This is a genomic window from Candidatus Symbiopectobacterium endolongispinus (assembly GCF_018777385.1).
Taxonomy (GTDB): Bacteria; Pseudomonadota; Gammaproteobacteria; order Enterobacterales; family Enterobacteriaceae; genus Symbiopectobacterium; species Symbiopectobacterium endolongispinus.
In genome coordinates this window covers 103,435-129,192 of the sequence record NZ_JAFJYB010000003.1, presented here as the reverse complement: position 1 = coordinate 129,192, position 25,758 = coordinate 103,435, and the positions used below count along the sequence as shown (strand labels likewise).

General features: G+C 53.2%; 23 protein-coding genes and 2 pseudogenes. 12 read left to right on the top strand and 13 right to left on the bottom strand.

The window, feature by feature from the left end:
• Positions 1 to 153 precede the first annotated feature (153 nt).
• The 5 genes from lon to bolA form a co-directional block, all read right to left on the bottom strand.
• A complete protein-coding gene (lon, locus tag JZM30_RS12150; protein ID WP_252318970.1) occupies positions 154 to 2,562 on the bottom strand; it encodes an endopeptidase La in 2,409 nt (802 codons plus the stop codon).
• A gap of 212 nt (positions 2,563 to 2,774) precedes the next feature.
• Entirely contained in the window at positions 2,775 to 4,049 is a 1,275-nt protein-coding gene (gene clpX, locus JZM30_RS12145) for an ATP-dependent protease ATP-binding subunit ClpX (RefSeq protein WP_252318965.1), read from the bottom strand.
• Positions 4,050 to 4,162: 113 nt separating this feature from the next.
• A complete protein-coding gene (clpP, locus tag JZM30_RS12140) occupies positions 4,163 to 4,786 on the bottom strand; it encodes an ATP-dependent Clp endopeptidase proteolytic subunit ClpP (protein WP_252318964.1) in 624 nt (207 codons plus the stop codon).
• Between the two features lie 441 nt (positions 4,787 to 5,227).
• Complete coding sequence (gene tig / locus JZM30_RS12135) at positions 5,228 to 6,532, bottom strand: trigger factor (RefSeq protein ID WP_252318963.1); 1,305 nt, start codon at positions 6,530 to 6,532, stop codon at positions 5,228 to 5,230.
• Between the two features lie 284 nt (positions 6,533 to 6,816).
• The gene (bolA, locus tag JZM30_RS12130) at positions 6,817 to 7,128 is read right to left on the bottom strand and encodes a transcriptional regulator BolA (RefSeq protein WP_252318962.1); all 312 of its coding nucleotides are present in this window, start codon (positions 7,126 to 7,128) and stop codon (positions 6,817 to 6,819) included.
• 239 nt (positions 7,129 to 7,367) lie between these two features.
• On the opposite strand from bolA, the gene JZM30_RS12125 reads away from it, so the two are divergent.
• From JZM30_RS12125 to JZM30_RS12095, 7 genes and pseudogenes are all read left to right on the top strand, one after another.
• A complete protein-coding gene (locus tag JZM30_RS12125) occupies positions 7,368 to 7,946 on the top strand; it encodes a lipoprotein (RefSeq protein ID WP_252318961.1) in 579 nt (192 codons plus the stop codon).
• A gap of 126 nt (positions 7,947 to 8,072) precedes the next feature.
• Complete coding sequence (cyoA, locus tag JZM30_RS12120) at positions 8,073 to 8,960, top strand: cytochrome o ubiquinol oxidase subunit II (RefSeq protein WP_438801501.1); 888 nt, start codon at positions 8,073 to 8,075, stop codon at positions 8,958 to 8,960.
• A gap of 4 nt (positions 8,961 to 8,964) precedes the next feature.
• A complete protein-coding gene (gene cyoB / locus JZM30_RS12115) occupies positions 8,965 to 10,956 on the top strand; it encodes a cytochrome o ubiquinol oxidase subunit I (protein ID WP_252318960.1) in 1,992 nt (663 codons plus the stop codon).
• Positions 10,946 to 11,569 (top strand): cytochrome o ubiquinol oxidase subunit III, encoded by a 624-nt coding sequence (locus JZM30_RS12110; RefSeq protein ID WP_252318958.1) that lies wholly within the window; start codon positions 10,946 to 10,948, stop codon positions 11,567 to 11,569. The genes cyoB and JZM30_RS12110 overlap by 11 nt, the downstream gene beginning before the upstream one ends.
• The gene (locus JZM30_RS12105) at positions 11,569 to 11,898 is read left to right on the top strand and encodes a cytochrome o ubiquinol oxidase subunit IV (RefSeq protein ID WP_252318955.1); all 330 of its coding nucleotides are present in this window, start codon (positions 11,569 to 11,571) and stop codon (positions 11,896 to 11,898) included. Before JZM30_RS12110 ends, JZM30_RS12105 begins: the two co-directional genes overlap by 1 nt.
• A 14-nt stretch (positions 11,899 to 11,912) precedes the next feature.
• A complete protein-coding gene (gene cyoE / locus JZM30_RS12100; protein ID WP_252319653.1) occupies positions 11,913 to 12,803 on the top strand; it encodes a heme o synthase in 891 nt (296 codons plus the stop codon).
• 185 nt (positions 12,804 to 12,988) lie between these two features.
• Positions 12,989 to 14,369: pseudogene (locus JZM30_RS12095) on the top strand (MFS transporter).
• 34 nt (positions 14,370 to 14,403) lie between these two features.
• Here the strand turns inward: JZM30_RS12095 and JZM30_RS12090 are convergent.
• Positions 14,404 to 14,895: a YajQ family cyclic di-GMP-binding protein gene (locus tag JZM30_RS12090; protein WP_252318953.1), complete on the bottom strand. Its 492-nt coding sequence runs from the start codon at positions 14,893 to 14,895 to the stop codon at positions 14,404 to 14,406.
• A gap of 210 nt (positions 14,896 to 15,105) precedes the next feature.
• On the opposite strand from JZM30_RS12090, the pseudogene panE reads away from it, so the two are divergent.
• A pseudogene (gene panE / locus JZM30_RS12085) lies at positions 15,106 to 16,036 on the top strand (2-dehydropantoate 2-reductase).
• On the top strand, positions 15,999 to 16,580 hold the full coding sequence (yajL, locus tag JZM30_RS12080; protein WP_252318951.1) for a protein deglycase YajL: 582 nt from the start codon (positions 15,999 to 16,001) through the stop codon (positions 16,578 to 16,580). Before panE ends, yajL begins: the two are co-directional and overlap by 38 nt.
• 61 nt (positions 16,581 to 16,641) lie before the next feature.
• Here yajL and thiI read toward each other — a convergent pair whose 3' ends face one another.
• The gene (gene thiI, locus JZM30_RS12075) at positions 16,642 to 18,090 is read right to left on the bottom strand and encodes a tRNA uracil 4-sulfurtransferase ThiI (RefSeq protein WP_252318949.1); all 1,449 of its coding nucleotides are present in this window, start codon (positions 18,088 to 18,090) and stop codon (positions 16,642 to 16,644) included.
• 227 nt (positions 18,091 to 18,317) lie between these two features.
• Between thiI and xseB the strand changes: the two genes are divergently transcribed.
• The 3 genes from xseB to dxs all read left to right on the top strand — a co-directional run bounded on the left by xseB (position 18,318) and on the right by dxs (position 21,509).
• Complete coding sequence (gene xseB / locus JZM30_RS12070) at positions 18,318 to 18,626, top strand: exodeoxyribonuclease VII small subunit (protein ID WP_252318947.1); 309 nt, start codon at positions 18,318 to 18,320, stop codon at positions 18,624 to 18,626.
• Positions 18,623 to 19,534, top strand: coding sequence for a (2E,6E)-farnesyl diphosphate synthase (ispA, locus tag JZM30_RS12065; RefSeq protein WP_252318944.1), 912 nt, complete (start codon positions 18,623 to 18,625; stop codon positions 19,532 to 19,534). The genes xseB and ispA overlap by 4 nt, the downstream gene beginning before the upstream one ends.
• 112 nt (positions 19,535 to 19,646) lie before the next feature.
• The gene (gene dxs / locus JZM30_RS12060) at positions 19,647 to 21,509 is read left to right on the top strand and encodes a 1-deoxy-D-xylulose-5-phosphate synthase (RefSeq protein ID WP_252318943.1); all 1,863 of its coding nucleotides are present in this window, start codon (positions 19,647 to 19,649) and stop codon (positions 21,507 to 21,509) included.
• Positions 21,510 to 21,558: 49 nt separating this feature from the next.
• Here dxs and pgpA read toward each other — a convergent pair whose 3' ends face one another.
• The 6 genes from pgpA to nrdR form a co-directional block, all read right to left on the bottom strand.
• On the bottom strand, positions 21,559 to 22,080 hold the full coding sequence (gene pgpA / locus JZM30_RS12055; RefSeq protein WP_252318942.1) for a phosphatidylglycerophosphatase A: 522 nt from the start codon (positions 22,078 to 22,080) through the stop codon (positions 21,559 to 21,561).
• On the bottom strand, positions 22,061 to 23,047 hold the full coding sequence (thiL, locus tag JZM30_RS12050) for a thiamine-phosphate kinase (protein WP_252318941.1): 987 nt from the start codon (positions 23,045 to 23,047) through the stop codon (positions 22,061 to 22,063). The genes pgpA and thiL overlap by 20 nt, the downstream gene beginning before the upstream one ends.
• A 54-nt stretch (positions 23,048 to 23,101) precedes the next feature.
• Positions 23,102 to 23,524: a transcription antitermination factor NusB gene (nusB, locus tag JZM30_RS12045; RefSeq protein WP_252318940.1), complete on the bottom strand. Its 423-nt coding sequence runs from the start codon at positions 23,522 to 23,524 to the stop codon at positions 23,102 to 23,104.
• A 24-nt stretch (positions 23,525 to 23,548) separates the two neighbouring features.
• Complete coding sequence (gene ribH / locus JZM30_RS12040) at positions 23,549 to 24,013, bottom strand: 6,7-dimethyl-8-ribityllumazine synthase (protein ID WP_252318939.1); 465 nt, start codon at positions 24,011 to 24,013, stop codon at positions 23,549 to 23,551.
• Between the two features lie 138 nt (positions 24,014 to 24,151).
• Positions 24,152 to 25,267 carry a bifunctional diaminohydroxyphosphoribosylaminopyrimidine deaminase/5-amino-6-(5-phosphoribosylamino)uracil reductase RibD gene (ribD, locus tag JZM30_RS12035; protein WP_252318938.1) on the bottom strand — a complete coding sequence of 372 codons (1,116 nt, stop codon included), beginning with the start codon at positions 25,265 to 25,267 and terminating at the stop codon, positions 24,152 to 24,154.
• Between the two features lie 4 nt (positions 25,268 to 25,271).
• Positions 25,272 to 25,721, bottom strand: a complete 450-nt coding sequence (gene nrdR / locus JZM30_RS12030) for a transcriptional regulator NrdR (RefSeq protein ID WP_252318937.1) — start codon at positions 25,719 to 25,721, stop codon at positions 25,272 to 25,274.
• Between the last annotated feature and the right edge of the window lie 37 nt (positions 25,722 to 25,758).

Below are 25,758 nucleotides of genomic sequence, written 5' to 3'. Positions count from 1 at the left end.
AAAACGCGACACGTAGCTTTTTTCAATCCTGTCAAACCTTAGCACAACGTACTGACTAAGATTAACAGTGCCATAACTTAGCGGTACAAAAAAACGCCGGCAAGCGCCATTTCTGCTGCCAGCGTGATTTTTCTCAAGGGTTTTTGCGATAGGTCACTCTTTCGCGGCCTTAGCGGGCACCGCTTTCGCCTTGGCAGGCGCTCGCTTGGCCTTGGCAGGCTCCGGCTGCATACCGTCTGGCGGGTTTTGTAACGCTAACGCAAGCACTTCCTCGATACGTTTGACCGGGTGAATCTCCAGGTCCGCAATCACATTCGCCGGAATCTCTTCCAAATCGCGTTTGTTTTCGTCAGGAATCAATACCGTCTTAATGCCACCGCGATGGGCTGCCAACAGTTTCTCTTTCAAGCCCCCGATCGGCAATACTAAGCCCCGCAGCGTGATTTCCCCGGTCATCGCTACATCGGCACGCACCGGGTTACCCGTCAGGCAGGAAACCAGCGCAGTACACATGGCGATCCCGGCGCTTGGGCCATCTTTGGGCGTTGCCCCTTCCGGCACATGCACGTGGATATCACGTTTTTCATGGAAATCGGCATTGATACCCAGTCGTTCAGCACGAGCACGCACCACGGTGAGCGCCGCCTGAATAGACTCCTGCATCACTTCCCCGAGTGAACCGGTGTAGGTCAATTTCCCCTTGCCCGGCACGCACGCGGTTTCAATGGTCAGCAAATCACCGCCAACTTCCGTCCAGGCCAACCCAGTGACCTGCCCAACGCGGTTTTCTTCATCCGCGCGGCCGTAGTCAAAGCGCTGAACGCCAAGGAAATCTTTAAGGTTATCGCCCGTAATCTCAATATGCTTAACGGTTTTATCCATCAGCAGCGTTTTTACCGCTTTACGGCACAATTTGGAGATTTCACGCTCCAGACTGCGCACGCCAGCTTCACGCGTGTAGTAACGGATGATCCCGGAGATAGCACTGTCATCAACGGTCAACTCACCTTTCTTCAGTGCGTTGCGTTCAATCTGCTTCGGCAGCAAATGGCGCTTGGCAATATTGAGCTTCTCATCCTCGGTGTAGCCAGACAGGCGAATCACTTCCATACGGTCCAGCAACGGCGCAGGAATGTTCATCGAGTTAGAGGTCGCAACAAACATCACATCGGACAGATCGTAATCCACTTCCAGATAGTGGTCGTTGAAGGTGACGTTCTGCTCGGGATCCAATACCTCAAGCAGTGCCGACGCCGGATCGCCACGCATGTCAGAGGACATCTTGTCGATCTCATCCAACAGGAACAGCGGGTTTTTTACCCCAACCTTGGCCATCTTCTGGATCAGTTTGCCCGGCAGTGAGCCGATGTAAGTACGACGGTGACCGCGAATTTCCGCTTCATCACGTACGCCGCCGAGCGCCATACGCACGTACTCACGCCCCGTTGCCTTGGCAATGGACTGCCCCAGTGAGGTTTTCCCCACCCCCGGCGGCCCGACCAGGCACAGAATCGGCCCTTTGATTTTGCTGACACGACTTTGTACCGCGAGATATTCAAGAATACGCTCTTTGACGCGATCCAGACCGTAGTGGTCGGTATCCAGGGTTTCCTGCGCTTTGACCAGGTCTTTTTTCACCTTGCTGCGCGCATTCCACGGCACCTGAACCATCCAGTCGATATAGCTGCGCACCACTGTCGCCTCAGCGGACATCGGTGACATCATCTTCAGTTTTTGCAGTTCTGCTTCGGCTTTTTCCCGCGCTTCTTTCGGCATCTTGGCCGCTTCAATCTTGCGTTTCAGCGCTTCATGTTCATCCGGAGCGTCATCCATCTCACCGAGCTCTTTCTGAATCGCTTTCATCTGCTCGTTGAGGTAATACTCGCGCTGGCTTTTCTCCATCTGCTTTTTCACGCGACTGCGAATACGTTTTTCCACCTGCAACAGGTCGATTTCCGATTCCATCATCGCCATCAGATATTCGAGGCGTTCCGTAATATCAGACATTTCCAGCACGGACTGTTTGTCAGCCAGTTTCAGCGGCATGTGAGCGGCAATGGTATCCGCCAGACGTGCTGCATCTTCAATGCTGTTCAGCGAGGTCAACACTTCCGGCGGGATTTTCTTGTTCAGTTTGATGTATCCCTCGAACTGATTGACCGCCGTGCGCATCAGGACTTCCTGCTCACGCTCTTCAATCGCTGGTGACGAGAGATATTCCGCCTGGGCAGCAAAATGTTCACCACCGTCAGACAGCGTGGTGATACGCGCACGCTGCAACCCTTCGGCCAGCACTTTGACCGTGCCGTCCGGCAGTTTCAGCATTTGCAGAATGGAAGCGACCGTTCCTACCGAGAAAAGATCGTTAATACTGGGTTCATCCGTTGAAGCCTCTTTTTGTGCCACCAACATGATCTTTTTATCGTGATCCATCGCGGCTTCAAGGCAACGAATCGATTTCTCCCGGCCAACAAACAACGGAATGACCATGTGCGGATAAACCACCACATCGCGCAACGGCAATACGGGGATTTCAATGCGTTCGGAACGCTCAGGGTTCATAGAGCTCTCTCTTAGTTTCGTTTCCGCCAGGTTAAAGGAATCTCGTGAAACGCGGATGTAACGGGTTTCGCCAACAAATATTGGAGTATATGGGGATAAATATCCGACATTCAACGACCAGAACATGCGAAAAAAATGGGAGATAAAATCTCCCATTTCAGACTGGTGACAACGACCCTTTAGGTACGTTTGTCAGGCGTGCAATTGACGATTTATTCGCCAGACGCTTGCTGCGCTTCAGGTTTGCCGTAGATCAGCATGGGCTCAGATTGACCGGCAATCACCGACTCATCAATCACCACCTTATCGACGCTCTCCATGGAGGGCAGGTCGTACATGGTGTCCAACAGCGCCGCCTCCACGATGGAGCGCAAACCGCGTGCACCGGTTTTGCGCTCCATGGCTTTCTTGGCAATCGCCGTCAACGCTTCTTCACGGAATTCCAGCTCAACCCCTTCAAGATTAAACAGCGCCTGATACTGTTTGGTCAGCGCGTTTTTCGGTTCACGCAGGATCTGGATCAGCGCATCTTCGCTCAGTTCTCTCAGCGTCGCAACCACCGGTAAACGGCCAACAAACTCAGGGATCAGACCGAACTTGATCAAATCCCCCGGTTCTACCTGGCCCAGCAATTCGCCTTCGGTAGCCTTTTGTGCCGTACCCTTCACCGTTGCGGCAAAACCAATACCGCGACCAGTATCAACACGCTGCTCGATCACTTTATCCAGACCAGCAAATGCCCCACCGCAGATGAACAGGATCTTGGAGGTATCAACCTGCAAAAACTCCTGTTGCGGGTGCTTGCGCCCACCTTGCGGCGGTACCGCAGCGATGGTGCCTTCAATCAGTTTCAGCAGAGCCTGCAGCACCCCTTCGCCCGACACGTCTCGGGTGATGGAGGGGTTATCGGACTTACGTGAAATCTTGTCAATTTCGTCTATGTACACAATGCCGCGCTGGGCTTTCTGTACGTCGTAATCGCATTTTTGCAGCAGCTTCTGGATGATGTTTTCCACATCTTCACCCACGTAACCCGCTTCGGTCAGCGTGGTGGCATCCGCCATGGTAAAAGGCACATCCAGGAAACGGGCCAGCGTTTCAGCCAACAGGGTTTTACCGCTTCCTGTCGGGCCAATCAGCAGAATGTTACTCTTGCCCAGTTCGATGCCGTTGCTGCTGTCGCCATTACGCAAGCGCTTGTAGTGATTGTAAACCGCAACCGCCAGAACCTTTTTCGCCTGCTCCTGACCAATCACATAATCATCCAGGTGACGGCGAATTTCATGGGGCGTGGGTAACGCACTGCGTCCACGATGCGGAGCCACTTCCTTGATCTCTTCGCGAATGATGTCATTGCACAGATCGACACATTCATCACAGATATACACTGACGGCCCGGCAATCAGCTTACGGACATCATGCTGGCTTTTGCCGCAGAAAGAACAGTACAGCAACTTCCCTGAACCGTCTTTGCGCTTGTCTGTCATCAGTAAACCTCTTCTTTTATCTCTTGCCCACAGGCCCAACAGCGATATCACTTCAATCTGAATCACGCGCAAGCGCGCATTCGTGAACCACAGGTACGCTATGGCCGGCGGCGTTATTCGCGGTGTTTCATCACGGCGTCAACCAATCCATACTCTACTGCTTCATGGGCAGAGAGGAAACGGTCACGCTCAGTGTCACTCTCTATCACTTCGAGAGGTTTGCCCGTATGTTCAGCCATCAGCTCATTCATACGTTGCTTCACTTTCAGTATTTCACGCGCATGGATTTCGATATCCGTTGCCTGCCCCTGGAATCCTCCCAGCGGCTGGTGAATCATCACGCGCGAATTCGGCAGGCAGAAACGCTTGCCCTTGGCACCGGCAGTGAGCAGGAAAGCCCCCATAGAGCAGGCTTGTCCCATACAGATGGTGCTGACATCCGGTTTAATGAATTTCATGGTGTCGTAAATCGACATCCCTGCGGTAATCACGCCACCCGGAGAGTTGATGTACAGATAAATATCTTTTTCCGGGTTTTCAGCTTCCAGGAAAAGCATCTGAGCAACGATCAGGTTGGCCATATGATCTTCCACCTGACCCGTCAGGAAGATGATGCGTTCTTTAAGCAGTCGGGAAAAAATATCGTAAGAACGTTCCCCGCGCGAAGTCTGTTCTACCACCATCGGCACCAAAGCCATTTGGGGTGCTAATTTTTCTTGTTCGCCACTGTATAACATTCACCTCTCCTCGATAAAATGCTTTTGGTGCCATGTATCAGATTCTACTTGAGATAACGACGGTTGACTATCACGGTCACCCCGACGTCCACCTTAAGAACGACACCGACTCGCCAAAATCCATGACCACGCGCCTCTGTTTCTTCTAGTTGGGGCATTGCGCGCTATTTCAAGCTTACACTATCCTTTATTTTAGATTAAAGGGTTATCGTGCCCACCGCGTTTTGCATAGAAAATAATATGTCGCACGCCCAAGAAACAATACGGATTTTATCACTCGCGAAACGTTTCAATGCCACACCCACACAGTTTTATCATAGTGCAATCTGGCACATCCGTGGCGATAGCTCTTTTCAAACGTAAATCAGTGATAACTAAAAGCCCACGCCATAGGCGCGGGCTTTTTTTGGCAAAGATAACCGACCGAAGCCAGACAGCGAATTACGCCGTAGCAGGCTGGTTCATCAGATCGTTGAAGCTGACGGCTTTCTCGACCACTTTCGCCTTAGTCAACACCACTTCAACCGCTTGCTCTTCCAGAGCAACGTTGCGCATGTTGTTCATCAGCTCTTTGTTTTTGCTGTAGTAAGCAACCACTTCCTGCTGATCTTCGTAGGCAGAAGCCATCTCTTCGATCAGCGCATTAACGCGATCATCGTCCGCTTTCAGTTCGTTGGTGCTGATCACTTCGCCCAGCAGCAGACCCACGACAACGCGACGTTTAGCTTGCTCTTCAAACAGTTCACGCGGCAGTTCAGCCGCTTGCTTGGCGTTGCCACCAAAGCGTTGTGCCGCTTGTTGACGCAGAACGTCAATTTCGCCGTCGATCAGCGCAGCAGGAACGTCGATATCATTGGCTTTCACCAGACCGTCGATCACCTGAGACTTGATACGGTTACGCACTGCGCCTTTCAGCTCACGCTTCATGTTTTTACGCACCTCAGCGCGCAGACCTTCAACAGAACCATCCGCCACGCCGAAACGTGCGATGAATTCTGCGGTCAGTTCCGGCAGTTCACGCTCTTCCACTTTCTTCAGGACGATAGTGAACTGCGCTGCTTTCCCTTTCAGGTTTTCAGCGTGGTAGTCTTCTGGGAAGGTCACGTCGATAGTGAACTCTTCACCGGCTTTGTGACCCACCAGACCTTCTTCAAAGCCTGGGATCATGCGGCACTGACCCATAGCCAGAACGAAATCAGACGCTTTACCGCCATCGAACACTTCGCCGTCGATAGTGCCGGTAAAGTCCACGGTTAAGCGATCTTCTGCACCAGCGGCAGCATCGGTATCTTTCCAGGTGGCTCGTTGCTTGCGCAGCGTTTCCAGCATGGCATCAACGTCAGCATCAACCACATCAACCAGCGGTTTTTCAACTTCGATGGTGTCCAGGCCTTTCAGCTCTACTTCCGGATAGACTTCAAACTCTACCGCGTAGGTGAAATCGGCATTCAGCTTATATTCGCCCGGCACATAGTTCGGTGCACCAACGGGATTGATTTTTTCTTTAATTATGGCGTCAACGAAATGACGCTGCATCAGATCGCCCAACACGTCTTGACGCACGGAAGCGCCATAACGCTGAGCTATAACGTTCATCGGCACTTTGCCTTTACGAAAACCGTCAACGCGCGCTTTTTTAGCAACGTTAACCAGCTCTTTTTTTACCGCTTCTTCAATGCTATCAGCAGTGACGGTAATTGTTGCGCGGCGACCAAGGCCTTGGGTGGTTTCAACTGAAACTTGCATCTTGTTACCTCAAAAAATCACAGTGCTCGGTCAGCTCCAAAACCATATACGCATGGGTGTCGGTTTGAACATAACCCCACAGAACCAGGACAGCAACAGCTGGTATCTGAACCCTGTTCCTTGTCGTCAGAAGCGTCCCGATGACATTTCCGGAAAATAAGACGCGGCATTATAGCGGCATAGAAGGAGTGGGTCGAGAAAAGCGCGCAGACTATTATGATAATAAGCGCGCTTTGATGTCGGTCACCTCTTATGCGTCTCTTTTTATGCGGCGTTGGCATCAATCAGGCGTCAATGCCAGCACCGCCACAGGCAGGTGATTTCGGGGCCTGGCCCTGCGCATCGGACCACTCTTGCGACGTGTAAGTATGCAGCGCCAGCGCGTGCAGGCCATTTTCCAATTCCGTCTCTAGCGTGGCATAAACCGCGCGATGACGGCCAATGGTGCGCTGTCCGGTAAAGGTTTCACTCACCAATACCACCTTGAAATGGCTTTGCGAACCCGCAGGCACGCGATGTTGATGGCTTTCATTGATCACATCCAGATGCGTGGGGGCAAAAGCTGCGCGCAATTTTGCCTCAATGGTGGCATGCATGACGTCGTCCTTTGTTACTTGTTGATCTTGCCAGACAGTATATTCCACTGGCAGCAAAATGAGGTGAACACACCATCTGTCAATCCGGCGATCGCGATATCTCACCGCATCGCGCCGAAAAAATGGCCATTTCCAGAGTATTTCCCCTGAATTCGTCCTTTCACCCGCTGCCGGCAATGGTATGATAACGGGAATTTTTTACCAGCGAACCACCCTAATCATTACTGAGAAAATGCACAATGTTAAAAAAACAGTTTTTTCCCGTATTGGCCGTGCTGATGTTCGCCGGATGCGCCAATCAAAGCAATACGCTTGATGTCTCTCCTAAAATTAACGTGCCAGCGCAAGACCCAACCCTGATGGGCGTCGCTGTCAGCATCAACGGGGCCGATCAGCGTGCCGATCAGGCATTAGCCAAAATCAACCGCGACGGGCAACTGATCGTTTTGACTCCTTCACGCGACCTGCGTTTCCTGTTGCAAGAGGCGCTGGAAAAACAGATGTCTGCACGCGGTTACATGATCGGAACCGGTGGCCCGGTTGCGCTGCAAATCGTGGTAAACCAACTGTATGCTGACGTTTCAGAAGGCAACCTGCGTCATAATATCACCGCACGCGCGGATATTTCGATCATCTCTCAGGCGGCCAACGGCAACAAGCAGGTCAAAAATTACCGCTCAACCTATAACGTTCAGGGCGCGTTGACCGCGACCAATGAAAAAATCACCAACGCTGTCAATACGGTATTGGGCGATGTCATCAATGACATGGCACAAGACACCACTGTCAGCAGCTTTATTAAGGCTAACGCCCGATAATTCCCACGCTGTTTTTCTCTTATCCTGTTCTGTGGGATAGAGGAAAGGATCTACCATGCTACATCGCTTTTTTACCCTTTTTCGTCAGCCGTATTCGCTGCCGCAGCACTACTGAGCGGTTGTGATATGGCATTGATGAACCCCAAAGGACAGGTCGGGTTGGAGCAACGGTCGTTGATTCTGACGGCACTCGGGTTGATGTTGATCGTGGTTATTCCGGTAATCGTGATGACCATCGCTTTTGCCTGGAAGTTTCGCGCTTCCAACACCAAAGCGAAATACACCCCGAACTGGTCACACTCCAACAAGATTGAAGCGGTGGTATGGACAGCTCCCATCATCATCATTCTTATTCTGGGTACCATTACCTGGAAAACCACCCATTCACTGGATCCGTATAAGCCGTTGGTCTCCGAGGCCAAGCCGATTACCGTCGAAGTGATTTCACTTGACTGTAAATGGCTGTTTGTTTACCCGGAATTAGGTATAGCCACGGTCAACGAGTTAGCGTTCCCAACCAATGTGCCGGTGAATTTCAAAATCACCTCCGATACCGTAATGAACTCTTTCTTCATTCCGCGTCTGGGTGGGCAGATTTACGCGATGGCGGGCATGCAAACCAAACTGCATCTTATCGCCAACGAGCCGGGTAAATATGACGGTATTTCTGGTGGTTACAGCGGGAAAGGCTTCTCCGGCATGAAATTTACTGCCATTGCCACGCCAAGCCAGCAGGAATTCGACCAGTGGGTTGCCACCGTGCGTGCCTCCAACAAAACGCTGAACAGCACGGATGAATTCAATGCCCTGGCCAAACCCAGCGAATTCCACCCGGTAGAGTACTTCTCCAGCGTGCAACCTGAGCTGTTTGAAAACCTGATTCGCAAATTCACGCAAAGCGGCGGTGCGCCTGCGCATAACCACGCTGAAGGAGAAACGCAGCAAGGTGGCATGCAACACGGTGACAATATGAACATGAGCGAGCACGCCTCGCACCAAGGCGCCGAGGGATAAGACGATGTTCGGAAAACTAACTCTTGATGCGGTTCCGTATCATGAACCCATTATTATGGTTACGGTGGCCGGCATCATCGTCGGCGGCCTCGCCCTTTTGGCGGCCATCACTTATTTCGGTAAATGGAAGTGGCTGTGGGCTGAATGGTTTACCTCGGTAGACCACAAACGCATTGGCATCATGTATATTATCGTTGCGTTTATCATGATGATTCGTGGCTTTGCCGATGCCATCATGATGCGTGGTCAGCAGGTCTTGGCGTCTGCCGGTGAGGCAGGCTTCCTTAATGCCCACCACTACGATCAGATATTTACCGCGCACGGCGTGATCATGATTTTCTTCGTGGCAACGCCGTTTGTGGTCGGTTTGATGAACCTGGCGGTGCCGCTGCAAATCGGCGCACGCGACGTGGCCTTCCCTTTCCTTAACTCGCTCAGCTTCTGGCTATTCGTGGTAGGGGTTGTCCTGATCAACCTGTCGCTGGGTATCGGTGAGTTTGCGCAAACCGGTTGGGTGGCCTATCCGCCGCTTTCCGGCAAGGAGTACAGTCCTGGCGTAGGGGTGGATTACTGGATATGGAGTCTACAGATCTCCGGTCTGGGTACTACGCTGACTGGCGTCAACTTCTTCGCGACCATTATCCGTATGCGTGCACCGGGCATGACGCTGATGAAAATGCCGGTCTTTACCTGGACGGCACTGTGCACCAACGTGCTGATCATCGCCGCCTTCCCGATTTTGACCGTCACCATCGCCTTACTGACTCTGGATCGCTATCTGGGCACCCATTTCTTTACCAACGATATGGGCGGCAACATAATGATGTACATCAACCTTATCTGGGCCTGGGGCCATCCTGAGGTGTACATTCTGGTTCTGCCCATTTTCGGCGTTTACTCCGAAGTGGTTGCCACCTTATGTAAGAAGCGCCTGTTCGGTTACACCTCGCTGGTGTGGGCGACCATCGCCATTACCGTACTGTCGTTTATCGTCTGGCTGCACCACTTCTTCACCATGGGGTCTGGAGCGAACGTTAACGCCTTCTTTGGTATCGCTACGATGATCATTTCCATCCCGACCGGGGTGAAAATCTTCAACTGGCTGTTCACCATGTATCAGGGCCGAATCCAGCCGAACTCTGCCATGTTGTGGACTACTGGTTTTATCATCACCTTTACCATCGATGGGATGACCGGGGTGCTGCTGGCGGTGCCGGGTGCCAACTTTGTACTGCACAACAGCCTGTTCCTGATTGCGCACTTCCATAACGTCATTATCGGTGGCGTGGTGTTTGGTATTTTTGCCGGTATTACCTACTGGTTCCCGAAAGCGTTTGGCTTCACGCTGAACGAAACCTGGGGCAAACGCGCGTTCTGGTTCTGGATTATCGGCTTCTTCACCGCCTTTATGCCGCTGTATGTGCTGGGCTTTATTGGCATGACCCGTCGCCTCAGCCAACAGATTGATCCGCAATTCCACTCACTGCTGGTCGTTGCCTATGTCGGTGCCGCACTGATTGGTCTTGGCGTACTGTGCCAATTGATGCAGTTCTATGTCAGTATCCGCGATCGCGACCAAAACCGTGATTTGACCGGTGACCCGTGGGGTGGCCGCACGCTGGAGTGGGCAACCTCTTCCCCGCCGCCGTTCTATAACTTCGCCATCGTGCCGAACGTTCAGGAACGCGATGCCTTCTGGGAACAGAAAGAGCGCGGTGAAGCCTACAAAAAACCGGTCAGCTATGAAGAAATTCATATGCCGAAAAACACCGGCGCTGGCGTGATTATCTCAGCGTTCAGTCTGGTGTTCGGCTTCGCCATGATCTGGCATATCTGGTGGATGACTATTGCCGGTTTCGTCGGCATGATCGTGACCTGGATTGTGCACAGTTTTAACCGAGATGTGGATTACTACGTTCCGGTCAAACAAATCGAAGAGATTGAGAACCAGCACTTCGACAATATCAGCAAAGCAGGTGTGAAACATGACAACTGAAACTCTGACGCATCATCACGCTGCTCATGACGCCCATGCAGAGCATGGGCACCACGACGCCAGCGGCACCAAGGTGCTGGGGTTCTGGGTTTACCTCATGAGCGATTTGATCATTTTCGGCTCATTGTTCGCCACCTATGCCGTGCTGGTAACTGGCACGGCGAGCGGTCCGTCCGGAAAAGATCTGTTTGATCTCAAGTTTGTGCTGGTCGAAACCTTCGCGTTGCTGTTGAGCAGTATCACCTTCGACATGGCGATGATCGCCATGTACAAAGGCAACGTGGCGCGCATCAACACCTGGCTGGCTATCACCTTCCTGTTCGGTCTGGTGTTTATCGGGATGGAAATCTATGAATTCCATCACCTGATCGCAGAAGGATACGGCCCGGATCGCAGCGCGTTCCTGTCGGCCTTTTTCGCGCTAGTCGGCACCCACGGCGTTCACGTAACTTCAGGCCTTATCTGGCTTGTGGTGATGATGATTCAGGTCTCACGCTGGGGCATCACCCCTACCGTGAAAACCCGTTTGATGTGTCTGAGCCTGTTCTGGCACTTCCTTGACGTGGTATTGATTTGTGCCTTTACCGTAGTTTATCTGATGGGGGCGATGTAATGAGTCATTCAACGACCGATCACGGCGCCAGCCACGGTAGCGTACAGTTTTATGTCATCGGCTTTGTAATGTCAGTCATTCTGACCGTGATCCAGTTTGGTCTGGTGATGGCAGGTGCCGCCTCCCCAAGCGTGATTATGGCCGGTGTGGTTGGCTGCGCCGTGGTACAGATACTGGTTCACCTGGTCTACTTTCTGCACCTGAACAGTTCTTCTGAGCAGCGCTGGAACGTGGTAGCGTTGGTGTTCGCCATTCTGATTATCGCTATCGTGGTAGTAGGATCCATCTGGATTATGCTGAGCGCGCACCACAATATGATGATTCCGTAATCGAGCCAGACATGATGATTAAGCAATACCTACAAGTCACAAAACCAGGGATCATTTTTGGCAACCTGATTTCTGTTATCGGGGGATTTCTGCTGGCGTCCAAAGGCAGCATTGATTACCCCCTCTTTATCGCTACCCTGTTTGGGGTGTCGTTAGTGGTTGCGTCCGGTTGCGTCTTCAACAACGTAATCGACCGTGACATTGACAAAAAGATGGAGAGAACCAAAAACAGAGTGATGGTGAAGGGGCTGATTTCGGTCAAGGTGTCACTGAGTTATGCGGCTGCGTTAGGTATTGCCTGTTTTGCGTTGCTCTATGTGGCGGCAAACCCGCTAGCCATGTGGCTTTCAGTAATGGGCTTTGCGGTATACGTTGGCGTCTACAGTCTGTATATGAAACGCCACTCGGTATACGGCACGCTGATCGGCAGCCTGTCCGGTGCCGCACCGCCGGTGATCGGGTATTGTGCCGTAAGCAACCAGTTCGATGCGGGTGCGTTGATCCTGCTGTTGATCTTCAGCCTGTGGCAAATGCCGCACTTCTACGCTATCGCCATTTTCCGTTTCAAGGATTATCAGGCCGCCAACATTCCGGTACTGCCGATGGTGAAAGGCATTTCCGTGGCTAAAAACCATATTACGCTGTATATCGTGGCGTTTATGGTGGCTACGCTGATGCTGTCGCTGGGTGGCTATGCCGGGTATAAATATCTGGTGGTAGCAGCCTCTGTAAGTATATGGTGGTTAGGCATGGCACTGTCGGGCTACAAAAAACCCAATGATGACAAAGTATGGGCGCGCAAACTGTTTGTGTTCTCGATCGTTGCCATCACATCATTGAGCGTGATGATGTCTGTAGACTCAATGACGCCAATGCAGGATGTGCTGCTCACCGCACTGCGCTAACGTTTCACCGTTCGCACGTTGAAAAAACATACGATCCCCATCGTCTGTTTTTTTTCGCCCTTTCCCACATTTGCTGCATTTACTATGTCATTTTATGACCGTGCGTCAAATCAAGTAACAATGCTGCCATTTAAGACCAGATGAGTAAGGCACTACAATAGCGCCAACGCGAATTTGAGGTCTTCATGAACGATACATCCCTCACAGACAATATCATGACGCCGCGCGAACGGCGCGCAACCTGGGGCTTAGGTGCGGTTTTTTCCCTGCGGATGCTCGGCATGTTTATGGTGTTGCCAGTACTAACAACCTACGGCATGGCATTACAAGGGGCCAGCGAATCGCTGATTGGTCTCGCAATTGGTATCTATGGTCTGATGCAAGCGCTGTTTCAGGTGCCTTTTGGTTTACTTTCCGATCGCGTCGGGCGTAAACCGCTCATCGTCATCGGCCTGCTCATGTTTGTGCTCGGCAGCGTGATTGCCGCCCTAAGCACCACGATCTGGGGCATTATTCTCGGACGTGCGTTACAAGGAGCAGGTGCGATCTCCGCCGCCGTTATGGCGCTGTTGTCCGATCTCACTCGCGAACAAAATCGCACCAAAGCAATGGCTTTTATCGGCATCAGTTTCGGCGTGACCTTTGCCATCGCCATGGTGATTGGGCCGATCGTTGCGCACGCCTGGGGATTACAGTCCCTGTTCTGGTGCATGGCCCCGCTCGCATCGCTCGGAATTGTAATAAACCTGACGCTGATCCCTAATGCCGCTAGCCATGCCCTCAATCGGGAATCCGCCATTGTGCGCGGTAGCATTCGCCAGGTGCTCGGTAACAGCCGTCTGGTAAAACTCAATATCGGCATTATGTGCCTGCATATCCTGCTGATGTCGAGTTTTGTCGCCCTGCCGCGCGTGCTGGAACAGGCAGGTCTGCCAGCAGAATCACACTGGGAGGTCTATCTGTACACCATGCTGATTTCCTTTGTCTGCGTGCTGCCCTTGATCATTTATGCCGAAGTGAAACGGCAGATTAAGCGGGTGTTTGTGGGCTGTATCGTAGTGCTGTTAGCCGCAGAGGTGGTTTTATGGATGGCAGGCAGCCAATTGTGGCCTATTGTGGCAGGCATTCAGCTGTTTTTTTCTGGCGTTTAATATTATGGAAGCGCTGCTGCCCTCACTTATCAGCAAAGAGGCACCGGCGGGTTACAAAGGCACCGCAATGGGGGTCTACTCCACCACCCAATTTATCGGCGTTGCTATCGGCGGCGGCATGGGCGGCGCACTGTTTCAATTCCACGGTGCAGCCTGGGTGTTTGCAGCAGGAGCGCTGCTCTGCGCGTTATGGCTGATTATCGGCGTCAGCATTAAGGAGCCGCCTTATCTCAGCAGCTTGCGCATTGCACTGCCCGATGACGCATTGGACGACTCCGCGCTAGCACAAAAGATACGCATACACCCTGGCGTAGCGGAAGCCATCGTGGTACCGGAAGAGCGCAGCGCCTATGTCAAAATCGATCGTCAGAAGACCAACCGTCAACAGCTCGAAGCGCTGATCGGGCAAGCGTGAGTCACATAGGGCCAGCATAGCTGGCCCTTTACGATTAATCGCGGAAATTGGTGAACTGGAAGGGTTGCCCCAGATTGGCTCCGCGAATCAACACCATGACGCTTTGCAAATCGTCACGCGCTTTACCGGTTACGCGCAGTTGCTCACCCTGAATCTGGGTTTGCACTTTCAGCTTACTGTCTTTGATCAGCTTGACGATTTTTTTCGCCTGTTCAGGCTCAATGCCCTGCTTCAGTTTGGCGTTAACGCTGTACGTCTTGCCGCTGTGTTCCATCTCTTCTGGAACCTCCAACGCGCCTGCTTTGATACCGCGTTTCACCAGTTTTTCGCGCAGGATATCAACCAGTTGCTGTACCTGAAAATCTGACTCGCTAGCCACTTTGATCTGTTCGTTTTTCTCATTCAGCTCAAAGCTCGCCGGTACGTTACGAAAATCCCAGAGATTAGTCAGTTCGCGTGACGCATTCTCAACCGCGTTGCGGATTTCCTGCATATCGATTTCGGATACAATATCGAAAGATGGCATAATCAATTCTCCCTGATTTATGCGTAGGAATAGGGTTATGTGGCATGCATGATACCTGTTCTCCGCAGAGAAACAACATCCGCCCGCCTTGGCGCTTGCAGTCCCTTTCTCACGCGCCATAATACGTAATTGTCAGGCAGAATGAATCAATCAAAAGATAACCGCCGCCGTCACACTGCGTGCCACGCGCATCGATAAAGGAAACCTCAGATGAAAATTACCGTGCTGGGTTGCGGCGCACTGGGTCAGCTTTGGCTTGCCGCATTACATCAGCAAGGCCACGACGTTCAGGGATGGATGCGTTTCCCCGCTCCGTACTGTGCCGTCAACGTACAAATGCTGGACGGAAAACTGTGCGATCTGATGCTGCCGACAAACGATCCCGAGCACCTGATTGCAAAGCGAACTGCTGTTGGTAACCCTTAAAGCCTGGCAGGTTTCCGATACCGTCAGCGCCTTATTACCGACTATCGCCCAGAACTGTACCATTTTGTTGTTGCACAATGGCATGGGCACCCGGAAAGAGTTGCCGGTATTGACCCAACCGCTGTTACAAGGCGTCACGCCGCACGACGCGATGCAACGCTGGTGGTGCACGTTGCCGGAGGAACCACGCACATTTGTGCCATTATCAGCGGCAACAGCCGTGGCGCGGTTCCTCACAGCGATACCCACTCTGCGCTGGCTGCTTTGCTGCATCAGGCGCTGCCGGATGTCGCCTGGTACAATAAATATTGCCGTGACGTGCTGGCGTAAGCTGGCAGCAAACTGTGTGATCAATCCGTTAACCGTGCTCTATAACTGTAAAAATGGGGCATTAAGCGCTTATCCCGAGCAAATAGACCTGCTGTGTCAGGAGATCGTGCACGTCATGGAGCGTGAAGGCCACCCCGATTCGCTGGAGCAGGTGAAACTGTACGTGGAACAATTGATTCAGAATACCGCCGAAAACACTTCTTCCATGCTGCAAGATATCCGTGCCCAGCGTCATACCGAAATTGACTATATTACCGGCTATCTGCTGCAGCGGGCCCGTGCCCACGGCTTAACATTGCCGGAAAACAGCCGTTTATTTGAAATGATTAAGCTAAAGGAAAGCGAATATGACCGCATCGGTACTCCTCTGTCTGGCTCCTGGTAGCGAAGAAACCGAAGCCGTCACCACATTTGACCTGCTGGTACGCGCTGGTATTGCTGTCACTGTCGCCAGCGATGGCGCCACAACGATAACCTGTTCGCGTGGCGCAAGATTGGTGGCGGATGCACCGCTGGTTTCCGTTGCAGATAACCCGTTTGATGCCATCGTGTTACCGGGCGGTGTCAAGGGAGCAGAATGCTTCCGCGACAGCCAGTTGCTGGTGGAATGCATTCGCCAAAAGCATCAGGAAGGGAAAATTGTGGCCGCTATCTGTGCCGTTCCTGCTCTGGTGCTGGAACACCACCAGCTGTTTCCGGTCGGCAACATGACCGGATACCCCACGCTAAAAGAGAAAATCGCACCAGAAAAATGGATGGATGAGCGCGTGGTATTCGATCCACGCGTTAATCTGCTGACCAGCCAGGGCCCCGGCACCAGCATGGATTTCGCCTTGAAGCTGATTGATTTACTGTCCGGGCGTGCCAAAGCGGCGGAAGTGGTAGCGCAGTTGGTGCTGCCACCGGGCATTTATGATTATCGGGATTGATGCCATCAAACCTCTGTGATTCAGTCATCCTCCGCTCGCACGGAGAATGATGAGGGTAAGGTTAAGGCCGATAGACCTTCACGTTAGTGAACCCCTGCTCACGCAGATACAGCGCCTGCAAACGACTCATCACACCGCGTTCACAGTACAGCAGATAGGTCTTACCCTGATCAAGATCGCCAAACTGCGTGCTGAGCTTGTAGAACGGCAGCGATTTGATTTCAACACCGGTGAGCGCAAGCGGACGATCGTCTTGCTCATCCACCGAGCGAATATCCAGCAGAATATCGTCAGCAGAAAGCGATGCCACGGTTTCAACTTCCGTGATCTCTTGCGAGGTCTGGGTGGCGATATCGCGGATATCTATATTGCGCGCTTCAAAAATCACCCTGTCCAGAATCTCAAAATCGAACTTGCCTTCTTCCTCTTCGATTTTGGATTTGACCGCTTTTACTGTTGGGCTCTTGGAAATGACCCCGCAATACTCAGGCATGGTCTTGGCAAAATCTTCCGTGCCTAAATGGCGTGCCAGCTTGATGATGTGCTCTTTATCGTGTGAAATCAGCGGGCGCAGAATCAGCGTATCCGACGCATTATCGATGAGACGCAGGTTGGTCAACATTTGACTGGAAACCTGACCTAACGCTTCGCCGGTTACCAACGCCTGAACGCCATAACGCTCTGCAATGCGCGATGCGGCACGCACCATCATACGTTTAAGCACGACGCCCATCTGGCCGTCATCCACTTTTTCCAGGATCTCGCCCACCACGGGTTCAAAATCAATAGCGACAAGGCGCACACGATGCGAGCTGCCAAAGCGTTTCCACAAATAGTGTGCGACCTGTTTAACACCAATTTCATGCGCTGCGCCGCCCAGATTGAAAAAGCAGTAATGCACGCGACAGCCACGGCGGATAAGCATATAGCTAGACACGCCAGAATCGAACCCGCCGGAAATCAGTGACAGTACATCTTCTTGCGTACCGATAGGGAAACCACCGATGCCTTCATAACGCCCTTTAATCAGCAGCAAACGATCCTGTTCAATCTCCAGATGAACCGTGACCTGCGGTGTGGTAAGGTTAACGTGCGCACTGTCGATGTGCTGATTAAGTCCACCGCCCACATAACGCTCTACATCCTGCGATGAGAAGTCGTGCTTGCCGCGCCGTTTCACGCGTACACAGAAGCTTTTTCCTTCTAGCTGTGGACGATACAGCGCCAACGTTTGTTCAAAAATGTCGTGCACGTCGGTGTAAGCGTGGTCTTCAACGTCCAGAATATGATGAATGCCGGGAATACGGGTTAACGCATCGCGAATCTCTTCGCGTTGGCTTTCCTCTTTGGCGCGGACTTCGATATGATCCCAATGACGGACGACGGCCAGTTGGTCGTCATACTGCTTAAGCACGTTACGAATGTTACCGGTAAGTATCTTAATAAAGCGCAACCGCACAGATTGACTCTTGATGGTGATTTCCGGGAACAATTTAATGATAAACTTCATGATGGCTGTCGTTACTTGGTCAAATGGGCGTAAGTGTTAACCAGAGTGCTACATTCACGTTATCGGTAAACTCGTTCCATAGGGTGATTTTACCAATAGCATCCAGGGCGCAGAGTATATCATCTTCTCGCACGCTGCGCGCAGGAAGGATGTGCTTATCTGTGCGATGGACCAGTAGCGAACAGTAAAGAACAGCATAACTTAGCGATCAGGATGTAAAATAGGTCATGCCTGCAAAAAAAACGTCGCCTCACTCGGAGGCAAACAGCGAAACGCTGAACACCGCTGACTCAGCGCTGAGTTTTGAAGATGCGCTACAACAGCTGGAACAGATTGTCACCCGCCTTGAGTCGGGCGATTTGCCGTTGGAAGCCGCGCTGAGTGCTTTTGAAAGTGGCATTCAGTTAGCGCGTCAGGGACAGTTGCAGTTGCAACAAGCAGAGCAACGCGTACAAATCCTGCTAAGCGATGAACCGGATGCCGCGCTGTCCCCTTTCGCTCAGGGCACGACAACCCCGAACAGTAAACCACTATGACGGAATTCGCTGAGCAATTGCGCGCCCATGCCGATCGCGTTAATCAGGCATTGAACCGTTTTATCACCGACTTGCCGTTTCAGGGTAGTCCGCTGGTTGACGCCATGGCCTACGGTGCGCTGCTGGGAGGCAAACGCCTTCGGCCTTTTTTGGTTTATACCACCGGGCAACTTTTCGGCATTCCGCTGAGCAGCCTGGATACACCAGCTGCCGCAGTGGAATCTATCCACGCTTATTCGCTGATTCATGACGATTTGCCTGCCATGGACGATGATGACCTGCGCCGTGGTCAACCGACCTGTCACATTAAATTTGGCGAAGCCACAGCGGTTCTGGCCGGGGATGCGCTTCAAACGTTAGCCTTCTCCATTCTGGCTGACGGCTCCATGCCGGAAGTCAGCGACCGCGATCGCCTCTCAATGGTTGCAGAACTGGCGTACGCCAGCGGCGTGGCAGGCATGTGCGGTGGGCAAGCGCTGGATTTGGCGGCAGAGGGTAAGCAAGTTGATCTCACCGCACTGGAGCAAATTCATCGCCACAAAACCGGCGCATTGATTCGCACAGCAGTCAGGCTCGGCGCGCTCAGCGCTGGTACTGCGGGTCGGGCGGCACTGCCACACCTCGATCGCTATGCCAATGCTATCGGTCTGGCCTTTCAGGTGCAGGATGACATCCTTGATGTGGTTGGTGACAGCGCCACCACCGGTAAGCGACAAGGGGCCGATCAGCAACTGGGCAAAAGTACCTATCCCGGCTTGCTCGGGCTTGACAGTGCACGGGCAAAGGCGTGGGATCTCTATCAGGAATCACTGGCAGCATTGGATGAACTGCAAGCGGCCAGCGCAACGCCGCTCGATACTACGGTACTACGGGCATTGGCGAATTATATCGTCGAGAGAGATAAATAATTTCAACATCACCCAGTGAATTTCAAGCGTGTCGCACGGTGGCAACGCCCGGATGGATACTGCATTCGCCGCTTGAGAGAGAACGGGGATTACACCTCAGAATGAGTCGCAAATGAGTTTTGATATTGCAAAGTACCCGACACTGGCTTTAGTGGAAACACCTGACGAACTGCGCATGCTGCCGCGTGACAGCCTGCCTAAACTGTGCGATGAACTTCGTCAATATCTGCTGGACAGCGTTAGCCGCTCCAGCGGCCACTTTGCTTCAGGGCTCGGCACCGTTGAACTCACCGTGGCGCTGCACTATGTCTACAACACACCATTTGACCATCTGGTGTGGGATGTCGGCCATCAAGCCTATCCTCACAAAATCATCACCGGTCGCCGCGATCGTATTTCCACCATCCGCCAGAAAGGCGGCCTGCACCCGTTCCCCTGGCGCGGCGAGAGTGAATACGATGTGTTAAGCGTCGGTCACTCCTCCACATCGATCAGCGCCGGGCTGGGCATGGCGGTTGCCGCCGAACGAGAAGGCAAAGGACGCCGTACCGTGTGCGTTATCGGCGACGGCGCACTGACCGCGGGAATGGCATTTGAAGCCATGAACCACGCGGGCGATATTCGTTCCGATCTGCTGGTGGTGTTGAACGACAACGAGATGTCCATTTCCGAAAACGTCGGTGCGCTCAACAATCACTTGGCACAACTGTTATCCGGTAAACTCTACTCCACCCTGCGCGAAGGCGGTAAGAAAGTGCTGTCTGGCATCCCGCCGATCAAAGAGCTGGTCAAACGCACGGAAGAACATCTGAAAGGCATGGTGGTACCCGGAACGCTGTTTGAAGAACTCGGCTTTAACTATATCGGCCCGGTCGACGGTCATGATGTGGTCGGGCTGGCGCAAACCATGAAAAATATGCGTAGCCTGAAGGGTCCGCAGTTGCTGCATATCATGACCAAAAAAGGTCGTGGCTATGCCCCAGCAGAGCAAGATCCTATCAGTTGGCATGCCGTGCCCAAGTTTAATCCGGCCAGCGGTACCTTGCCCAAAAGCAAGGCGAGCCTCCCCAGCTACTCGGCCATTTTCGGTGATTGGCTGTGTGAAATCGCCGCCAAAGACAGCAAGCTGATAGCAGTGACGCCAGCGATGCGCGAAGGTTCTGGCATGGTGCGCTTCTCTCGTGACTACCAACAACAATATTTCGATGTTGCCATTGCCGAGCAGCACGCCGTCACCTTTGCCGCCGGTTTAGCGCTGGGCGGGTACAAACCGGTGGTGGCGATCTACTCCACCTTTTTACAACGCGCCTACGATCAGGTGATTCACGACGTCGCCATTCAGAATCTGCCGGTACTGTTCGCTATCGATCGCGGCGGTATTGTGGGCGCGGACGGCCAAACGCATCAGGGGGCGTTTGACTTGTCCTTCCTACGTTGCATTCCCGATCTGATTATCATGGCACCGAGCGATGAGAACGAATGTCGCCAGATGTTGTTTACCGGCTACCGTTATCAAGACGGCCCTTGCGCCGTGCGTTACCCACGCGGTACCGGTACTGGAGCCACGCTTGAGCCGTTGCAGGAATTGCCGATCGGTAAAGGGGTGGTACGACGCACGGGCGAAAAAGTCGCCATCCTCAATTTCGGCACCCTGCTGCCGGAAGCACAGCAGGTTGCCGAAAAGCGCAATGCGACATTGGTCGACATGCGCTTCGTCAAACCGCTGAATGAAACGCTAATCACTGAGCTGGCAAAAAGCCACGATCTGCTGGTGACGCTGGAAGAGAATGCATTGATGGGCGGTGCGGGCAGCGGCGTGAATGAAGTGGTGATGGCGCAGCGTCTGGGCATTCCGGTGTTAAATCTGGGGCTACCGGACAGCTTTATTCCCCAAGGGACACAGGGAGAAGTACGTCACGATCTGGGGTTGGATGCGGCGGGCATCGAACGTCGCATTGATGAATGGCTGCAATGATAGTTGTTTCGACCGGGCAGTCGCCCCGGTCAGCCACCGCACAGGCTGTTTAAGAAAATAGCGGCCAGTGGTGCCCAATCCAGTAGATAATGCCAGCAGAGATAACCCCTGCCACAATATCGTCAATCATGATACCAATGCCGCCGTGCACGTTGCGATCGAACCAGCGTATCGGCCAGGGTTTGAAAATATCCAGAATACGAAACACTACAAACCCTGCCAGCACCCACTGCCACTGTTCATTCGGGATCGCCATCAGCGTGATCCACATCCCGACAAATTCATCCCAGACGATGCTGCCGTGATCGTGTACGCCCATGTCTTTAGCCGTTTGATGACACAGGTAAACGCCGATGCAAATGCTGAACATGATAGTCAGTGAATACAGTTGCCAGGGCAGGAAGGAGAGCAGATACCACATCGGGATCGCCGCCAGCGATCCCGATGTGCCCGGCATCCAGGGTGAGAGGCCACTGCCAAACCCGGTTGCCAGCAGATGCCAGGGATTGCTCAGGCGCAAACGCTGCTTAGCGGCGCGCTTTGTTTCTCGGTCATTGGCTGAAGTGGCCATAGCCTTTCCAGTTCAGTTCCACTGCGTTATCACCACGGAAAAAGCGCAGCCCTTCGGACGACGGCGCTATCTGACCAATGCAGGTATAGCCTACGCCGAGTTGGCCCAGCGCCATGTCGATCGCCCCGCGATTAATTTCCGGCACGGTAAAGCACAGTTCATAATCTTCCCCGCCAGACAGCGCCCAACGCAGCGCCTGATCGGGATCAACGTGTTGCATCATTGCCGATGAATAAGGGACAGCATCAAGCTGCACGCACGCGCCGCAATCGCTGGCGGCCAAAATATGGCGTAAATCCGAGATCAGCCCATCCGACAGATCGATAGCCGTACTGGCAAGCGTGCGCAACGCCTGGCCTTGCAGAATGCGCGGCTGCGGACGCAAATGGCGTTGCACCAATGACTGGCGCGCCGCGCTGTCACTCACCTGCAAACGTTGTTGCAAAATCGCCAGCCCGGCGGCGCTGTCACCCAGCGTTCCGGTCACGTAGATCCAATCGCCAATGCGGGCACCGGCACGGGTAAGCGCACGACCGGCAGGAACCAGCCCGTGAATGGTCAACGTAAGGCTCAGCTGACCGCGCGTGGTATCGCCGCCAATCAGCTGCATGCCATAGTAATCCAGCAGCGTGAACAGGCTATCGCTGTAGGCTGCCAACCACGCGCTGTTGATTTCGGGCAAGGTAATGGCGAGAGAGAGCCAGGCGGGATCGGCCCCCATGGCGGCCAGATCGCTTAAGTTAACGGCTAGCGATTTGTAACCCAAATCAGCAGGATCGATAGTCGGTAGGAAATGCACACCAGACACCAGCGTGTCGGTACTGACGGCTAAAAGCTGCTTTTCTGCCACTGTGAGCAACGCACAATCGTCGCCAATCCCCAATTCCACATCACGACGCGGATTTCCCGCCTTGTAGGCGTTCGCACGATTGAAATAGCGGGTAATCAGAAACTCACCGTAAACCATAACCGTTTCCGTCAAAAACAATCGCGAACAGGGCCGGTATTCCGGCCCTGAGCGTTACTTCTTGGTTTGGCGCACCGTTGGAGCGACTTTATCCAATACGCCGTTGACAAACTTGTGGCTATCTTCCGCACCGAACACTTTCGCCAGTTCAATGGCTTCGTTGATGGCAACCTTGTAAGGGACGTCGTCGCGCTTGCTCAGTTCGAACAGTGCAATACGCAGCACGGCGCGCTCCACCTGCCCCAACTCTTCGAGCTGACGTGACAGGTAGGGTGCCATCAATGCATCCAGTTTTTCTGCCTGCATGGCGACGCCCGCCAGCAACTCACGAAAGTAGCTGATGTCGACATCTTTTTTGACATCCTGCTCACTCAGGAATTGCAGTTCAATATCGGCAATGTCATTCTTTGACAATTGCCAGGAATACAGCGCTTGAACCGCACATTCACGAGCGCGGCGACGAGCAGCAGGTTTCACGGAACACCCCTTTCTTAATCAAACTTATTTAATAGCTTTCAATACGTTAATCATTTCCAGCGCGGTCAGCGCAGCTTCTGCACCCTTATTGCCAGCTTTGGTACCAGCGCGTTCAATCGCCTGCTCGATGCTTTCTGTCGTCAAAACGCCAAACGTCACAGGAATATCGCTGTTCATGGCAACATGAGCCAACCCGGAGCTACATTCACCCGCAACATATTCAAAATGCGCAGTACCGCCACGGATAACCGTTCCCAGTGCCACGACGGCGTCATAGCCATTTTTTGCCAGCGCGCGCGCAGTCATCGGCAGCTCATAGGCACCCGGTACCCACACGACGGTAATGTTTTCATCTTTGACCTGGCCAATACGTTTCAGCGCATCGATAGCGCCTTCAAGCAGGCTATCGTTGATAAAATTGTTGAAACGGGCAATCGCAATCGCGACGCGGGCATCAGGGGTGGCAACAACACCTTCAATGACGTTCATAGCGTTCCTTATAATCATAATCGCATGCTAATACCCCGCAGGGGGGCGAATTCTATCACATTCTTGCGACGGCGTATCCGGTTTTGTCTGCCACACCCCATTGAGGCCAGAGCAAACCAAAACCGCAGGATATCGACGTCAGGATTGCGGTATCAAACGCAGACGGAGATCGGGGCCAATCTGGCACACCCCCGTCAGCGTAAATGAAGGCGCTTGCGCCAACTGCGTCAACCCCGGCAACACACACAGGGCCAGGGCATCATGCCCTAACAGTTTCGGGGCCATATACACGATCAGCTCATCGACCACGCCCGCATTCAACAGCGCGCCTGCCAGCGTAGCACCGGCTTCAACCCAAACCGAATTAATCTGTCGCTTGCCGAGCGTCATCATTAGCGCAACCAAATCGATACCGCCACCGTGAGCGGGCAGAGTAAGGTGTGTCACGCTTTCAGGCCATGCGCTGTCATTGTTCGGTTGGGTACTCGCCAGCCAGGTTTGGCCCGGTTGATGGACCAGTTGATGCTGAGGCGTTACGCGTCCATGGCTATCGACGATCACGCGCACGGGTTGAGGAAGCACTACATCGGGAAGCTGTTGTTGCGTAGCGGCATCCAACGTCTCCCAACGTACCGCCAACAGCGGATCGTCCGCCAACACGGTAGCGCTGCTGCTAAGGATAGCGGCGCTTTGTGCACGAAAGCGTTGCACATCCTGACGCGCCTCGGGAGAGGTGATCCACTTGCTTTCTCCGGACGCCATCGCCGTGCGGCCATCCAGCGAAGCAGCCACTTTAAGACGGACATACGGAACGCCGGTGCGCATCCGTTTCAGAAAACCAAGATTGACCTGCTCGGCATCTTGCATCATCAGGCCATGGCTGACGGCGATACCCGCCTGCTGTAAACGGTGCAAACCGCGTCCGGCCACCTGAGGATTGGGATCTTGCATCGCCGCCACGACGCGCGCCACGCCCGCCGCAATCAGCGCATCCGCACAGGGCGGCGTGCGCCCATGGTGACTGCACGGCTCCAGCGTCACATAAGCGGTTGCTCCCCGGGCCTGTTCACCCGCCATGCGCAGCGCATGTACTTCCGCATGCGGCTCACCGGCGCGCAAGTGATAACCTTCACCGGCCATTTCACCGTCGCGCACAATCACACAACCAACGTTAGGGTTTGGAGACGTAGTGAAACGCCCGCGCCGCGCTAATTCAAGCGCGCGCGCCATCCAGAATTCATCTTGCCGTTCCATATGACTAATTCTGTAACCGAGCAATCTCTTCGCCAAACTCCCGAATATCCTCGAAACTACGGTATACGGAGGCAAAACGAATATAAGCGACTTTGTCCAGATGCTTCAGGGCATCCATCACCAGATTGCCGATCATCTTAGCGGTGACTTCACGCTCACCCGTAGCACGCAGTTGAGATTTGATATGATTGAGGGCGTTTTCAACGTCATCCGCACTGACCGGCCGCTTTTCCAGCGCTTTCAGCATCCCTTTACGCAATTTTTCTTCGTTGAAGGGCTCGCGAACGTCATTACTCTTGATCACCCGGGGCATCACTAGCTCCGCGACTTCAAAGGTGGTAAAGCGCTCATTGCACACCAGACACTGACGGCGACGCCGTACCTGCGTGCCTTCGCCGACCAGACGAGAATCAATAACTTTGGTATCAACAGCGGAGCAGAATGGGCAGTGCATAACATATCCCGATGATTAGCTTCTCTTACGCCTAGTT

Excerpts from the sequence above, each read along its gene's own strand:
- lon (WP_252318970.1), bottom strand. The coding sequence starts at position 2,562 with ATGAACCCTGAGCGTTCCGAACGCATTGAAATCCCCGTATTGCCGTTG.
- clpX (WP_252318965.1), bottom strand. The coding sequence starts at position 4,049 with ATGACAGACAAGCGCAAAGACGGTTCAGGGAAGTTGCTGTACTGTTCT.
- clpP (WP_252318964.1), bottom strand. The coding sequence starts at position 4,786 with ATGTTATACAGTGGCGAACAAGAAAAATTAGCACCCCAAATGGCTTTG.
- tig (WP_252318963.1), bottom strand. The coding sequence starts at position 6,532 with ATGCAAGTTTCAGTTGAAACCACCCAAGGCCTTGGTCGCCGCGCAACA.
- bolA (WP_252318962.1), bottom strand. The coding sequence starts at position 7,128 with ATGCATGCCACCATTGAGGCAAAATTGCGCGCAGCTTTTGCCCCCACG.
- JZM30_RS12125 (WP_252318961.1), top strand. The coding sequence starts at position 7,368 with ATGTTAAAAAAACAGTTTTTTCCCGTATTGGCCGTGCTGATGTTCGCC.
- cyoA (WP_438801501.1), top strand. The coding sequence starts at position 8,073 with ATGGCATTGATGAACCCCAAAGGACAGGTCGGGTTGGAGCAACGGTCG.
- cyoB (WP_252318960.1), top strand. The coding sequence starts at position 8,965 with ATGTTCGGAAAACTAACTCTTGATGCGGTTCCGTATCATGAACCCATT.
- JZM30_RS12110 (WP_252318958.1), top strand. The coding sequence starts at position 10,946 with ATGACAACTGAAACTCTGACGCATCATCACGCTGCTCATGACGCCCAT.
- JZM30_RS12105 (WP_252318955.1), top strand. The coding sequence starts at position 11,569 with ATGAGTCATTCAACGACCGATCACGGCGCCAGCCACGGTAGCGTACAG.
- cyoE (WP_252319653.1), top strand. The coding sequence starts at position 11,913 with ATGATTAAGCAATACCTACAAGTCACAAAACCAGGGATCATTTTTGGC.
- JZM30_RS12090 (WP_252318953.1), bottom strand. The coding sequence starts at position 14,895 with ATGCCATCTTTCGATATTGTATCCGAAATCGATATGCAGGAAATCCGC.
- yajL (WP_252318951.1), top strand. The coding sequence starts at position 15,999 with ATGACCGCATCGGTACTCCTCTGTCTGGCTCCTGGTAGCGAAGAAACC.
- thiI (WP_252318949.1), bottom strand. The coding sequence starts at position 18,090 with ATGAAGTTTATCATTAAATTGTTCCCGGAAATCACCATCAAGAGTCAA.
- xseB (WP_252318947.1), top strand. The coding sequence starts at position 18,318 with ATGCCTGCAAAAAAAACGTCGCCTCACTCGGAGGCAAACAGCGAAACG.
- ispA (WP_252318944.1), top strand. The coding sequence starts at position 18,623 with ATGACGGAATTCGCTGAGCAATTGCGCGCCCATGCCGATCGCGTTAAT.
- dxs (WP_252318943.1), top strand. The coding sequence starts at position 19,647 with ATGAGTTTTGATATTGCAAAGTACCCGACACTGGCTTTAGTGGAAACA.
- pgpA (WP_252318942.1), bottom strand. The coding sequence starts at position 22,080 with ATGGCCACTTCAGCCAATGACCGAGAAACAAAGCGCGCCGCTAAGCAG.
- thiL (WP_252318941.1), bottom strand. The coding sequence starts at position 23,047 with ATGGTTTACGGTGAGTTTCTGATTACCCGCTATTTCAATCGTGCGAAC.
- ribH (WP_252318939.1), bottom strand. The coding sequence starts at position 24,013 with ATGAACGTCATTGAAGGTGTTGTTGCCACCCCTGATGCCCGCGTCGCG.
- ribD (WP_252318938.1), bottom strand. The coding sequence starts at position 25,267 with ATGGAACGGCAAGATGAATTCTGGATGGCGCGCGCGCTTGAATTAGCG.
- nrdR (WP_252318937.1), bottom strand. The coding sequence starts at position 25,721 with ATGCACTGCCCATTCTGCTCCGCTGTTGATACCAAAGTTATTGATTCT.